Source organism: Pseudotenacibaculum sp. MALMAid0570, assembly GCF_040151415.1.
Classification (GTDB): Bacteria; Bacteroidota; Bacteroidia; order Flavobacteriales; family Flavobacteriaceae; genus Polaribacter.
This window is the reverse complement of the sequence record NZ_JBDKWF010000045.1, coordinates 248,440-263,702: the sequence shown is the minus strand read 5'-3', so window position 1 is coordinate 263,702 and position 15,263 is coordinate 248,440. Positions and strand designations below refer to the sequence as shown.

Here is a 15,263-nt window from a genome sequence, read left to right as displayed (position 1 = left end):
TTTTAGCTTCCTTATAAATTTCAACTATACCTTAAACGCAGATGTTTTTCGTTTATTATTAGATATCATAATTTCCTGTAAAATATATGAGTATTATTTCCGTTATTTGAGGTATGATTATGTCGAGGAAAACTACAATTATTGCTATATTTTTTCTCTTTTCAATAGCCTTGTCAGCTCAAGTAACTAACTCTGTGCTTGCGAATGGTAATTGGTTTAAATTTTCTGTAGACACAACAGGAGTTTTTAGAATAGATAGATCGCTACTGCAACAGATTGGTGTTTCTACAACGAATTTAGATCCTAGAAAAATTCATATTTATGGAAATGGAGGACAATTACTTCCAGAATTAAACTCAGATTTTAGATATCAAGACCTGCAAGAGAATGCTATTTTTATAGAAGGTGAAGACGATGGTTCTTTTGACGCCAATGATTTTATTCTATTTTATGCGAAAGGACCACACGATTGGATTGTTAATTCGAATACAGAAAACGCAAACCATCGTCAGAACATATATTCGGACAAAGCCTATTACTATATTATGGTTGATAGTAACAATGGGAAAAGAATACAACCATCTCCTGTAGTTACCGCAGCTCCCAATCTTCAAATCACAACATTTGATGACTATATTTTTTATGAAAAAGAAACAATTAATTTGTTTGCTGCTGGTAGAAGATGGGTTGGTGAAGAGTTTAGCATAGAAAATCAACAAACTTTTGAAATCCCATTTCCTAATGCGGTTTCTGGTGAAGATATAGATGTAACTGTAAGAGCTGTTGCTGTTTCTGGCTTGTCATCTAACATGCAAGTATCTGTAAACACGCAAGACCTTTTTACTTTTGCCTTTCCAGCAAATAATCCAAGTTCTTTAATTCTAGCATCCGATCAAATTAGATCTGCTACGCTGGCAAATTCTGCAACTACGATTAATGTAACCTTAGACTATAATAATGGTGGAAACCCATCCGCAAAAGCGTATTTAGATTTTATAGAAATAGTTGGTAAAAAGAATCTTATTGCGAACGATTTTCAATTTTCATTCCGAAGCTTTGAAGCAGCTAATACTACCGATGTAGTAGAGTACCAAATTCAAAACGCTACAAACATATTGCAGTTATGGGATGTGACAGATCCAATAAACGTTATGTCAGTTGAGAATACTTCTACAGGAAATTTTTCATTTAGAGCCAACGGAGGACAATTAAGAGAATATATAGTACTTAATCCTTCTGACTTTTATACGCCCGAAGCTATTTCTAGTCCTAGAGTAGAAAGTCAAAACTTGCATGCGCTTCAAGATATTAACTATTTACTGATTACTTCTCAAGAATTATCAGGGCAAGCGCAAAGATTAGCAGACTACCACGAGCAGAATTCTGGTCTAACAACCCAAGTGGTAATTGTAGAAGATATTTATAACGAATTTTCTTCGGGATCTCCAGATCTTACGGGAATTAGAGATTTTATCAAGCATGTTTATGATAATAACACAACAGCAGACAAAAAATTAAAATTTGTTTGTTTGTTTGGAGACGGATCTTATGACTATAAAGATCGTATCGCTGACAATAACAATATTGTACCTGTATATGAATCTGAGCAGAGTTATAGTTTAGCATTTTCCTATGTTACAGATGATTTCTTCGGAATGTTAGAAGATAATGAAGGAACAATGTCTCCAACGCATACCTTAGATATTGCAACAGGTAGAATTCCTGTAAGTGACGTTCAACAAGCTACAGAAGTAGTAGACAAAATATTAAATTACTATCAAGTAGAATCATTAGGTGATTGGAGAAATACTATCACTTTAGTTGCTGATGATATTGATGCAAATTCTGATATTCCTATTCAACCTGGAGTTGAAAGAATTGCAGATGATATCAAAAACAATAAACCAATCTTTAATGTTAATAAAATATATGCTGATGCTTTTGTACAGCAAAATTCGTCGGGAGGAGAACGTTATCCTGAAGTTAAGGAAGCTATAGCTACAGCCATAGAAAGAGGAACCTTGGTATTTGATTATTTTGGACATGGTGGTGAAGATGGGTTTGCAGCAGAACGATTTTTAGATGTACCTCAAGTTCAATCGTTTCAGAACGGAAATACATTACCTCTTTTTATTACAGTAACTTGTGAGTTCTCAAGATTTGACAACCCAAACAGAATAACAGCAGGAGAATTAACTTTTTGGAATCCTAATGGAGGAGCAGCTTCTATGATTTCTACCACTAGAGAAATATTTATTAGTGTAGGACAAAATTTTAATGAAGAATTGATAAGTGTTTTGTTAGAGTTCAATGGAGGCGATAATACTATAGCAGAAGGGCTTGCAGAAGCTAAAAATGGATTTTCAAACTTTCAAAAATTCTTTATTTATTATTTTGGAGATCCTGCTAAGAAGTTAGCAATTCCAGAGCCTAATGTAAGAATTACCCACATGAATGGTGTTGATATAACACAATCATTAGATACTTTGAAAGCCTTGTCAAGAGTTAATTTTGAAGGTGTAGTTACCGACAACTTAAACAATACATTAACCGATTTTAATGGGACACTTTCAACATCAGTTTTTGATAAACCCATCAATAAATCAACACTTGATAATAATAATTTTGGAATAGTAGAGACTTTCGATTCTCAAGAGAGTAAACTTTTTAGAGGTCAGGCTACTGTACAAAACGGAGCATTTAATTTTGAGTTTATTGTGCCTAGAGATGTAAGAATTGCATTTGGGAATGGAAAGTTGAGTTTTTATGCAGAAAATCAACAATTAGATAGATCAGGGTATAATAACGATATTATTGTTGGAGGGATTAATGAAAATGCACCAGATGATACTGTTGGCCCAGAAATACAACTTTTTATGAATGATGAATCCTTTATCGATGGAGGAAACACAAATACCTCACCGAATTTCATCGCTAAATTATCTGATATAAGCGGAATAAATACTTCAGTTACAGCTGTAGACCATGATATTGTTGCTATTTTAGATGGTGATGAATCCAATCCAATCATTCTTAACGATTTTTATCAAACAGAATTGGATGATTTCACCAACGGAAAAGTTACATACCGACTTAGAGATTTAAGCGTTGGACCTCATACAATAAAACTTAAGGCTTGGGACACTTATAACAACTCTTCAGAAGCCACAATAAACTTTGTTGTTGTAAGTGATAGCTCGCTAACTTTAGATAATGTTTTGAATTATCCAAATCCATTTGTAAATTACACCGAATTTTGGTTCAACCATAACAAACCGAACGAGCCCCTCGAAGTTCAGGTTCAAATTTTCACTGTCTCCGGAAAATTAATAAAAACCATTAATCAACAAGTATTTACTGCTGGTAATTTATCAAGAAGTATTACTTGGAATGGTTTAGACGATTTTGGAAATAAAATAGGAAAAGGAGTTTATGTATATAAACTAAAAGTAAAATCAACAGTAAGCAATATATCTTCAGAAAAGTATGAAAAATTAGTCATACTATAATAAATGACGATATTTGCGGTTAAGTAGTAAACTAACTATATGAAAAAACTAGGATTATTAGTAGCCATCAGCTTGTTAAGTTTTGGCGAAGTTGTAGGACAAACAAATACAACACAAACGGGAGGGATTACAACAGCAACACCATTTTTATTAATAGTGCCAGATGCTAGAGCAGGAGCAATGGGAGATGTTGGTGTTTCAACGTCGGCTGATGCAAGTTCATTATTTCACAATCCATCTAAAATTGCTTTCAGTGGAAGAGAAGTTTTAATTGGAATTAATTATTCTCCTTGGTTGAGAAACTTGACAGATGATATTTTTATTGGAAGTGCATCTTACATCAAAAGATTTAGTGAAAATGCAGCTTATGGAGTAGAGTTTCGTTATTTCTCTTTAGGTCAGGTAGATTTAACAGACAATCTAGGAAACCCTAATGGAACTATAAATCCTAATGAATTTGCACTTTCTGGAACGTATGCACTTAAGTTAAGTGAAACGTTTTCTATGGGAGTAAGTGGTCGTTATTTTAGATCAAATCTTGCCTTTACAGGAACAAATTCAACATTACAACCAATTAATTCATTTGCTGTTGATGTTTCTGGATACTATCAATCACCAGAAGAAAATTATGGAACATTTAATGGTAGATGGAGATTAGGATTTAATATTACCAATATAGGACCTAAAGTTTCTTATGTTCCAGGTGAAGAAGATTTTATTCCAACAAACCTTAAATATGGTGGTGGATTCGATTTTATTATCGATGATTATAATACTGTTAGTGTGAATACAGAATTTACCAAACTACTTGTTCCTACTCCGCAACCAGATGGTTCAGAAGCCGACCAAGGTTTTATCTCAGGAATTTTTAGCTCAATAGGAGATGCACCAGGAGGTTTTAAAGAAGAATTGAAAGAATTTACTTATGCTTTTGGAGCCGAGTATTTATACAATAATGCTTTTGCTCTAAGAACAGGTTATTTTCATGAACATGAAGATAAAGGAAATAGACAATTTTTTACACTAGGTGCTGGGTTTAAAACCAATGCTTTAAATATAGATTTGTCTTATTTAATTAACTCTTCAGACGTAAATAACCCATTAGAAAATTCACTTCGTTTTTCACTATCTTTTGATTTAGGAGAAATTTACAACGATTATTAGTATTTTAGTTTTTTCAAGAGAACAAATTCTTTATGAAAAAAATAAATATAGCTGCATCAGGTTACCTTTTTGACAGCATTGATGAACTTTCGGATGTTGATAAACATTTAATGAAAGAAGCTGTTGAGGCAACTAAAAAATCCTATTCCCCATATTCTAACTTCAAAGTAGGTGCAGCCTTACTTATGGAAGATGATTCTGTAATTATTGGGAACAATCAAGAAAATGCAGCATATCCTTCTGGAATGTGTGCAGAAAGAGTAGCTATTTGGAAAGCAGGATCTAATTTTCCTAACAAAAAGGTAAAGAAACTTGCCATAGCCGCCATTTCCACTAACAAAACAGTAGACAAACCTGTAGGCCCATGTGGAGCTTGTAGACAAACTCTTTTGGAATACGAAATTAATCAAGAAGAACCTATAGAAGTATTATTTATGGGAGAAATAGGTAAAGTAGTAAAAGCAGAATCTGTTACTTCATTATTGCCATTTTCTTTTGATAGCTCTTATTTATAATTAAGAGAATAATATTTATTCCAAATCTTATAACAAATAAGTAGATTTATGCTCTAAATGCAAAATTGAACATCGTAAAATAAGAGAACTTTAAAAGGTGTTTGCCAAGAATTTATTGTTTCTTTACCAAGATTAAAAATTTGACAATGACTTCATCAATAATTACAGGAACAGGGTCCTATATCCCTACCATCAAGAAAGAGAATGAAAAATTTTTACCACATAGATTTTTGAATGCAGATGGTACCGAAATTCCTAATCCAAATGAAATAATCATTGAAAAATTCAAATCAATTACTGGAATTGAAGAACGTAGATATGCAGATAATAAATACAATACTTCCGATTTAGGGTATTTTGCGGCAAAAGAAGCTATCAAAGATGCCAATATAGACCCAGAAGAATTAGATTATATTATTCTGGCTCACAATTTTGGTGATGTGAAATCTGCAGCCATTCAAAGTGATATTTTACCGAGTTTAGCAACACGTGTAAAATATAGATTGGGAATCAAGAACCCTAATTGTGTAGCTTATGACATTTTATTTGGTTGTCCAGGTTGGGTAGAAGGAGTAATTCAAGCCCAAGCATTCATCAAATCAGGAATAGCCAAAAAGGTCTTAGTGATTGGAGCCGAAACACTTTCAAGAGTTTTAGATAAGCATGATAGAGATTCTATGATTTATAGTGATGGAGCTGGAGCTTGTATTGTTGAAAAAGTAAAAGATAACGAAGAAAGTTCGGGGATTTTAAGTCACGCTTCACAAACTTTTACCAAAGAGGAAGCGTACTTTTTGTTTTTTGGAAACTCTTTTGACAAAAATGAACATCCTGATGTTCGTTACATTAAAATGCACGGTAGAAAAATTTATGAGTTTGCATTAAACAATGTGCCCAACGCTATGAAAACCGCCTTAGATAGAAGCGGTATTGATATTGACGATGTAAAAAAGGTATTCATTCATCAAGCCAATGAGAAAATGGATGAAGCTATTATCAAACGATTTTTTAGATTGTATAAGAAGCCAATTCCTGAAGGGGTTATGCCTATGAGCATCCATAAATTAGGAAATAGCTCAGTAGCTACTGTGCCAACTTTATTAGATTTAGTTTTGAAAGGAAACATTGAAGATCAAGAAGTAAAAAAAGGCGATGTAATCATTTTAGCATCAGTAGGAGCAGGAATGAATATCAATGCAATTGTTTACCGATATTAGTTATTTATTATCTTTTGAATCTTAATAAATCAACCTAGGTTCAAAACTTTTGAACCCCAATATTATTTGTTTTAAATTTATTAATAACAAAGCTTTCAAATCTAATTTGAAGTACTATTTTTGCACATGCAACAACACAACGTACTTATTTTAGATTTCGGATCGCAATACACGCAGTTAATTGCGAGACGAGTGAGAGAATTGAATATCTATTGTGAGATTTATCCTTACAACAATCCTCCAAAAAACATCAACGATTTTAAAGCTGTTATTTTATCAGGAAGCCCTTTTTCTGTAAGGTCTGAAGATGCGCCGCATCCAGATTTATCTGAAATTAGAGGCAAAAGACCTTTATTGGCTGTATGTTATGGAGCTCAATATTTAGCGCATTTTTCTGGAGGAGAAGTAGCTCCTTCCAATACACGAGAATACGGAAGAGCTAATTTGTCTTTTGTTAAAGAAAATGAAGATTTCTTTGCAAACATTTCCCAAGGAAGTCAAGTGTGGATGAGCCATTCCGATACCATTAAGAAATTACCTGAAGGAGCTGTTCATTTAGCAAGTACTTCTGATGTAGAAAATGCAGCTTTTAGAATTGAAGGAGAAGATACGTATGCCATTCAATTTCACCCTGAAGTTTATCATTCAACAGATGGAAAACAATTGTTAGAGAATTTTCTAGTGCATATTGCTGGAATTGGACAAGATTGGACTTCTGATTCTTTTGTTGAATCTACAGTAAATGAGTTGAAAGAAAAATTAGGTGATGATAGAGTAGTATTAGGACTTTCAGGAGGTGTAGATTCTACAGTTGCAGGGGTTTTGTTGCACAAAGCCATTGGCAAAAATCTCCATTGTATTTTTGTAAATAACGGGTTACTTAGAAAAAATGAGTTCGAAAGTGTACTTAACCAATACGAAGGAATGGGATTAAACGTTAAAGGTGTAGATGCATCGGCACGTTTTATGGATGCTTTGAAAGGAATTAGTGATCCTGAGGAAAAAAGAAAAACCATCGGACGTGTTTTTATAGAGGTTTTTGATGATGAGGCTAATCAAATTGAAAATGCAAAATGGTTAGCGCAAGGAACTATTTATCCAGATGTAATAGAATCTGTTTCTGTAAAAGGACCATCTGCCACTATTAAGAGTCATCATAATGTTGGTGGATTGCCTGATTTTATGAAGCTAAAAGTGGTAGAACCTTTACGAATGCTATTCAAAGATGAAGTAAGAAGAGTTGGAGCATCTATGGGAATTGATCCTGAATTATTAGGACGTCACCCATTTCCAGGTCCTGGATTAGCAATTAGAATTCTAGGAGATATCACTTCAGAAAAAGTTCGTATTTTGCAAGAAGTAGACGCCATTTTCATTAATGGATTAAAAGAAAACGGATTGTATAATAAGGTTTGGCAAGCTGGAGCCATTTTATTACCAGTGAACTCTGTAGGAGTTATGGGAGATGAAAGAACCTATGAAAAAGTAGTAGCTTTAAGAGCGGTAGAAAGTACAGATGGTATGACTGCCGATTGGGTGAATTTACCTTATGAGTTCTTACAGAAAACATCAAACCAAATTATCAATAAAGTTAAAGGAGTAAATAGAGTGGTTTACGACATTAGTTCAAAACCACCAGCTACAATTGAATGGGAATAAAATATGAGAGGATTTAAATTATTAGTAATTCTATGTTTTATGGTTGTTGCCACCTCATGTGCGCAACAGAAAAAATATGTATCCTATACCGTAAAAAGAGGCGAAACTATGAAACAGATCGCTAAACGTTTGGATATGAAAACAAGAGATTTACTACGATTGAATCCAGATGTGGGAAGAAGACCAGAACCTAACACGGTAATTATCATTCCTAATAAAAACTTTACAGAAAAAAATACAACTACAGATACAGATGTTATCGAAGAGAAGAATGATAGTATAGTAGTTGTGAAAGATGAAATTGACATTGATGAATTGAAAAAGAGTTTTGTAGTTCATCAAGTAAAGAATGGAGATACATTCTACAATTTAACAAGATTCTATAATGTTTCTGAGGATGAGTTAAAGGAATTAAACCCTGAACTTTCTGAAGGGTTAAAACTAGACATGATTCTCAAAATCAAACCAATTACAGATGAAGATGAAATTCTAATCTATCAAGATACCATACAAGAGAATGCTTCAGTAAGATTGGCAATGTTGTTACCTTTTAGAGCAATTGAATATGATACAATTGAAGGGAAAGATATTTTTAAGACCAATGCGCTAGCTAACATTACTACAGATTTGTATTTAGGAGCTTCAGTTGCTGTTGATTCGTTACGTAAACAAGGATTAGATGTTAACATTTCATTGTTTGACACAGGTAGAAAAAACACCAAAATAGATTCAATCCTTGGTGTTACCGACTTTGATCAATATGATGCAATTGTTGGTCCGTTATATTCTGAAGAAGTTCCTAAAGTAGCTAATAGAGCCGGAATACCTGTTGTATTCCCTGTATTTTCTAGAAATCAAGATAAGTTTAGATCCTCTAGAGTGATTAAAACTTATGCAGACAAAAATGTTCATCAAAAGGTTCTAATAGACCATGTTTTGGCAAGTTACACGAATGAGAATATTTTAATTATTGGCGATAGCACAACTACTTCTATTCGAAATAGTGATGCGATAAAGGCAATTTTACTACAGCATGATTCTATTCAAGAGGCAAAAATAATTCACCCTAATAAAGGATATATTGCAAAACACATTGTAATTAATTCATTAAAAGCTGAAGTTGGTAATTGGGTAATTCTGGCTACAGATCAAAGTGTTATTTCTTCTGATGTTATTAATAGTTTGATTAGTTTACCAACAGAGGAAGAAGAGGAGGATGAGGATGAAGATGATAAGAAGAAAAAGAAGAAAGACGATGAGCCAGAAATGCAAATTCTTCCAGAAGAGACAATTATTAAAGTTTTTGCTTGGGATAAAGCCAATAAATTCAATAAAGTAGATAATAATAAATTGGCCAAGTTAGGATTTACTTACACTAGCGATATCTTAATTGATGAAAACTCACCTGGAGTGCAGTTGTTTAATAAACAATACTTAGAAAAGAACAATGCTTTGCCTTCATATTATGCGACAAAAGGTTTTGATATTGTTTATGATACCGCAATAAGACTGGCTTCTGGAGATAACTTAAAAAGCACCTTTAAAAAAGGAATTTCGTATAGAATAGAAAGTAAGTTTGAGTATTCTAGAATGTTGTTTAGTACTTCTACAAACAATGGAATTTTCTTAATGCAGTACAACCCAGATCTTACATTAACTAGGTTAAAGTAAGATGGTTCTTGGAATTGTATTTGTGTTAATTTCTATTATTGCTTTTTATATTGTTCTCAAGACAGATTATGAAGATATTACTGTTGAATATGAACCTCGAGGTAGATTTAAAATTTATTTAGGAATTATCATTCTTTTTATTCTAGGTGTAATTTCTCTAGTAAAAAGTATAACATAAAAAAAACTCCTGACTTCTCAGGAGTTTTTTATTTCTATTAAATGAGGAGAAATTAAATTCTCTTCATTTGTTGTTTCATCATTTGCATTTGCTCTTTCAACATTCCATGCTTATCTAACTTTTTAGCCTCAGCCATTAAAGTAGTAGCTTCACGCTTACGTCTTTTCGTCATGGCAATTCCTGCCAATTGTAATTTAGCCATTGCTAAATCGTGTTTCATAGCCAATCCTAATTTTACAGCTTTTCGTAAATACTTTTCTGCTTGTGTAATATTGGTTTGAGACATCATTATACCGTGTAAGTAGTTGTAGTATCCTTCTTGTTTTCTTGTTAAGGAAGCACTAGGATTCTTAATATAGGCCAACCATTTTTGAGCACCAGCAAAGTTTTGTTTTCTTAACTGTAAAAATGCAAGTAGTATAAACTCATTTTTAAAGTATAGTAGCACAAAAATCCCCATTAAGAAAAAAATGGCGATTCCGTTTCCAATATGTCCTTGCCAAAACTCATATACCGACCATGCTAAGGACAATGCTGCTAATACTAACTTAATATTCTTGTGAAACATATTCTTTTTTTAGGAGTACAAAAGTACACTTTTCTTTTTAACTCTTATAGTGTTTTTTATGCTGAAACCACGCTATGACTCCTAATATACTTACAAAGCCAACAGAGTAATACACTGAATTAGGTGTGATAACCTGATCTCCACTTGCGTAGGAGTGTAACCCAGATAAATAGAAGTTCACTCCAAAATAAGTCATCATAATTGAAGCAAAAGCAATGATAGACCATAGATTAAAAGTATATCTACTTCTTAGGCCAGGAATCAAACGCATATGAAGTACAAAAGCATAAATCATAATAGAAATTAAGGCCCAAGTTTCTTTAGGGTCCCAACCCCAATAACGTCCCCAACTTTCATTAGCCCACATTCCACCTAAGAAATTACCAATGGTTAACATTACCAATCCGATAGTTAGTGCCATTTCGTTAATTGTAGTAATCTCTTTGATATGTAATTCTACCTTCGTCTTATTGTTTTCAGTAGTGAAAATTGTAAGAAATAAGGCTACTATACCTAGTATCATTCCTAAAGCAAAAGGACCATAACTAGCCACAATAATAGATACATGCACTAGTAGCCACCAAGAGTTAAGTACAGGTTGTAAATTTGCAATCTCAGGGTCTAACCAATTTTGATGAGCAAAGGCTAGAAATATGGAAGTTAAAAAGGCCGCTGAAGCTAATGTTAATGATGATTTCCTACCTATAATCAGTCCAAACAACATAATTGCCCAAGCAACATAGATAATAGATTCATAAGCGTTACTCCAAGGAGCATTTCCACTAATATACCATCGAGCTCCTAAACCAGCAATATGTAACAAGAACAATAGAATATTAACTCCAATAAAAAATTTAACGATATAACGGATGAGTTTTGTATTAAAGAAAATCTGTAATATGACAAAGATTAACATCAAAACACTAGCCATTCCATAATAACTTGCTAATCGTTTAAAAATAGAAGCCTTGTTGTATCTAATTTCCATCTCAATCTTATCTTCAGAAGGATACACATTGGCTCCATGTCTTTTTTGGAAATTCTTAATGATAGTTAGGATTTCATCTGCTTGTTTATAATCGTTGTTTTTCTTAGCAACTTGTAACAGCTGTAGATAGATTGGTAGAGATTGTCTAGCAAATACAGAATCTTTCCCTTTAAAAGCTGCTTTAGAAGTTTCTGGGAGAGATACCCATTTGTTATTTTCATCATTAGGAATTGGGAAAATTCTTAAAATTCCACCACCTACAGCACTATAAAATAGACCAACTCTTCTATCAATCTTTATAAGATCTTTTTCAAATTTGTTTTGTACGTTTTTCTTTTGAGCTTCAGCTACAGCTTCACGTATCTTATAAACACCTTTTGAAGTTAAAAAGTCAGATAATCTAGCGTATTTTGCATCCTTTTCTAAACCTAAAATTTCCCTTATTTGAGTGTTTCCTTTTTCTAAATAAATAAAAGGAACTTCATACCATAATATTGGATTTTCGGTAATAGAAAGTAGAATTTGACTAGGAGTCATATCTCTAAACGAATTAGTATGTGCTACTTTTCTCACCAGCTCAGAAGCAAAGGTGTGCGCTGGCTTCATTCTTCCTCCTGCATCTTGAATAACTAGTCTACTAAATTGCTCAGCATGATCTTTGTCTACCAAACTAGCATTTAAAATAGAATCTATTTGTTGATCTGTTGGTTTAACATTAGAGTGTATATCATGATTCTGAGCAAAAGAAGAGATACCTATAAAAAAACCAAATAGTAAAGTCAATGTAGCTTTCTTCTTTTCAATTTTTTTGAGCATTTTCTTCAAGTAATCAAAACGTGTACCTGGAGCAAATAACATCGAGATCATTCCAAAATATAATAGAGAATATCCAATATATGTAATTAATGTACCCCAGAAATCATGATTTACTGAAAGGTGAGTTTGTTCTACTTCGCCAGTTAAATCATAACTTGCTTGGAAAAATTTATATCCTTTATGGTCAAGAATATGATTCATGTATATTCTATAATCAAAGACATCTTTTTGATCCACTACTGTTACTTCACTTGCATAAGCTGCAGCACTTTCAGAACCTGGATATTTGTCTAATTGGAAATCGTTGAGTTTAAGACTAAAAGGAGTCTCAAGAATTTGAGAACCATAGAGCATTCTAAAGTTCAATCCATTAAGCGTTAATTGTTTTTGACCTTGTGTATTGAATTGTCCTCCGGCAATTTCTAATCTTTCGGTTTCTTCGCCAACTGTAACATCTAGCACCAAAACATCTAACTTTTCATCATTACGCTTTTTACCTCTTACAGTTTTCATCGTTCCTTTTTTCACTGGCTCTGGCACAACGAAAGGAAGTCCAGCTACATTGTATAAAGAGCGAAGTTGAAATTGTTGTACACTATCTTTTACAATAGTTCCCTTTTTTTGATCAGCCATTCTAAGCCAAGTTCCATCATTTTTTGCTTTAATTTTAAGGCTTCCATCTTGTCTGAAAATATTAACAGAAGCATTTTCTCCTGAAGCCTCAAATCCAACCAAAATTCCATGGATATTTTGTAGTGTTCCTTTTTTAATATAATGTTCATGACGAGAACCGCTACTAGATTCTACCACAAAAAGATATTCTGATCCATTTTCGTCTTCAATTAATTTCTTTTCGGCCCAAGGGATATAATCTACTAAGTTGATTGAAAAGTCTTTTCCTCTAAAGTCGTTTTCTATACTCCAATTGTTTTTTCCTCTTGCGGAAAACAATGTCTTTCTATTAATTACTTTTTGCTCTTTACTATTGTCTACTACAACATTGAGGTAAGTAGTTTCCGATAAGAATTTATTAGTTGTTTCGCCTTCATCAATTAACATCAACCCCTCATAACCAATATAACGAGTAACTCCAGCTCCAATGATAATGAACAAAAATGCCAAATGGAACATTAATACAGGCCATTTTTCTTTTTTTGTTAATCGATATCTAAAGATATTTCCGAAGAAATTAATAACAAAAAAGACCATAATAGCTTCAAACCACCAAGTGTTATAAACTAGTGCTTTTGAAGTTTGAGTACCATAATCATTTTCTATAAAAGTGGCGATTCCCATAGCTGTTGCAAAGACAATAAAAAGCACAGCCATTAAACGTGTAGAGTAAAGAATATTGAAGAGTTTTTTCATCCTAAAAAGGGCTTTAAAAAGGTATTGCAAATTTACGCATTAAACGCCAAAATGAAGACGCTTTTGTATCTTTTTAGATGCAAAAATTCCCTTTTACATGCAAAAATTCCCTGCAAATTTTACAATACAGGGAATTTCATTTTATTTCTTACGATTTGGAATAGGAGGAGGGCCATCTGGTATGATTGCTTTGTAGACTTCCTTTCCTTTCCGTTCTTTATATTCTGCTTTTATTTTTTCTACAAGTTTTGGATTTTCAAAAAGATCCAACATGGTCATAGACATTGCTTTAGAGGAATAAATCATTCCTTTATGACCAATACTCATTCCACCACAAGCTACAACAGCCCATGAGTGCCAAGGAGTATCTTTGGGAGCTGAGGTTACTCTAAGGTTGATGTTCGGAACGTTCCAACTAACATCACCAACATCAGTAGAACCACCTCCAGGGTTTTCTTTAGTTTTTTCCAAAGGTTTTATATCAGCATCCATTCCTATTTGAGGCTTGTTTGTTACTTCTTGAATCTTTTTACCAAAAGCAATTTCTTCATCTGTATATTCTATAGGACCTAACAATTCTAAATTTTGTTGCATAATTTTACCACCTTCTCTATTGACTAGTACTTCATAGATTCCTGAAATTAGAGAAACCTTGTAATCAACATTTGCAAGAATAGCAGCGCCTTTTGCCATTTCTTTTACACGCTCATACACTGGTAACATTCCAGAACGTTTGCTGTCTCTAACGCGAACCCAAATTCTTGAGTAATCCGGAACAACATTTACTACTTGCCCGCCATCTTGAATATGATAATGCATTCGTACACTAGGTCTCACATGTTCTCTATAATAATTAATTCCAGAAGCATACAATTCCAAGGCATCTGAAGCACTACGTCCGTTCCAAGGATCACCAGCAGCGTGTGCCGCTTGTCCGAAGAATTCAACTTTAAAATCAACCAGAGCCAATGAACTTTGTACATCAGATTCTGTATTTGCCGATGGATGCCAACTAATATTCACATCAACATCATCCCATAGTCCAGCATTTACCATCCATATTTTTCCGAAGAATTTTTCTTCAGATGGAGTTCCAAAGAATTTTACTGTTCCTTTAATTTTTCCGGCTTCAATTAATTCTTTAATAGCAATGGCAGCACCTAAGCTTCCTGCTCCAAATAAATTATGACCGCAACCATGACCAGCACCGCCTTCTACTAATGGAGACTTGGTAGGCTGTGCTTTTTGTGAGATTCCCGGTAGGGCATCAAACTCTCCCAAAACACTAATTACGGGAGATCCGGATCCATAAGTAGCAACAAAAGCTGTAGGCATTTCAGCTACTCCACGTTCTACTTTGAAGCCTTGTTTTTCTGCGTAGCTTGCTAAGATTTCTGCTGAATTGGTTTCTTCAAAAGCTGTTTCTGCCAGACGCCAGATTTCATCACTAATACGAATGAGTTCTTTTTTGTGCTTTTCAACAGAAGCAATTAATGCTTTTTTATTTTTTGAAAGTTTTTTCTTTTGCGCATACAATCCTACTGATACAAATAATATCAGTATAAAAGTGGTTAGTCTTTTCATTGTGTTTTTGTTGAAATTAGACCTAA

The 15,263-nt window shown here is 33.4% G+C and carries 10 protein-coding genes; 7 read left to right on the top strand and 3 right to left on the bottom strand.

Going from position 1 to position 15,263, the window contains the following annotated elements:
- Positions 1 to 113: 113 nt before the first annotated feature.
- From porU to AAON49_RS04370, 7 genes are all read left to right on the top strand, one after another.
- On the top strand, positions 114 to 3,509 hold the full coding sequence (gene porU, locus AAON49_RS04400; protein WP_502942900.1) for a type IX secretion system sortase PorU: 3,396 nt from the start codon (positions 114 to 116) through the stop codon (positions 3,507 to 3,509).
- A 39-nt stretch (positions 3,510 to 3,548) separates the two neighbouring features.
- Entirely contained in the window at positions 3,549 to 4,673 is a 1,125-nt protein-coding gene (gene porV / locus AAON49_RS04395) for a type IX secretion system outer membrane channel protein PorV (protein ID WP_349552916.1), read from the top strand.
- A 32-nt stretch (positions 4,674 to 4,705) separates the two neighbouring features.
- Entirely contained in the window at positions 4,706 to 5,188 is a 483-nt protein-coding gene (cdd, locus tag AAON49_RS04390; protein ID WP_349552915.1) for a cytidine deaminase, read from the top strand.
- A gap of 146 nt (positions 5,189 to 5,334) precedes the next feature.
- Positions 5,335 to 6,405, top strand: a complete 1,071-nt coding sequence (locus AAON49_RS04385; protein WP_349552913.1) for a 3-oxoacyl-ACP synthase III family protein — start codon at positions 5,335 to 5,337, stop codon at positions 6,403 to 6,405.
- Between the two features lie 126 nt (positions 6,406 to 6,531).
- Positions 6,532 to 8,064, top strand: a complete 1,533-nt coding sequence (gene guaA, locus AAON49_RS04380) for a glutamine-hydrolyzing GMP synthase (protein WP_349552911.1) — start codon at positions 6,532 to 6,534, stop codon at positions 8,062 to 8,064.
- A 3-nt stretch (positions 8,065 to 8,067) separates the two neighbouring features.
- A complete protein-coding gene (locus AAON49_RS04375; protein ID WP_349552909.1) occupies positions 8,068 to 9,735 on the top strand; it encodes a LysM peptidoglycan-binding domain-containing protein in 1,668 nt (555 codons plus the stop codon).
- A gap of 1 nt (position 9,736) precedes the next feature.
- Positions 9,737 to 9,913: a hypothetical protein gene (locus AAON49_RS04370; RefSeq protein ID WP_349552907.1), complete on the top strand. Its 177-nt coding sequence runs from the start codon at positions 9,737 to 9,739 to the stop codon at positions 9,911 to 9,913.
- A gap of 52 nt (positions 9,914 to 9,965) precedes the next feature.
- On the opposite strand, the gene AAON49_RS04365 is transcribed toward AAON49_RS04370, so the two are convergent.
- The 3 genes from AAON49_RS04365 to AAON49_RS04355 all read right to left on the bottom strand — a co-directional run bounded on the left by AAON49_RS04365 (position 9,966) and on the right by AAON49_RS04355 (position 15,237).
- On the bottom strand, positions 9,966 to 10,481 hold the full coding sequence (locus tag AAON49_RS04365; RefSeq protein ID WP_349552905.1) for a DUF2892 domain-containing protein: 516 nt from the start codon (positions 10,479 to 10,481) through the stop codon (positions 9,966 to 9,968).
- A gap of 37 nt (positions 10,482 to 10,518) precedes the next feature.
- On the bottom strand, positions 10,519 to 13,653 hold the full coding sequence (locus AAON49_RS04360; protein ID WP_349552903.1) for a cytochrome c biogenesis protein CcsA: 3,135 nt from the start codon (positions 13,651 to 13,653) through the stop codon (positions 10,519 to 10,521).
- A 141-nt stretch (positions 13,654 to 13,794) separates the two neighbouring features.
- Complete coding sequence (locus tag AAON49_RS04355) at positions 13,795 to 15,237, bottom strand: amidohydrolase (protein WP_349552902.1); 1,443 nt, start codon at positions 15,235 to 15,237, stop codon at positions 13,795 to 13,797.
- Between the last annotated feature and the right edge of the window lie 26 nt (positions 15,238 to 15,263).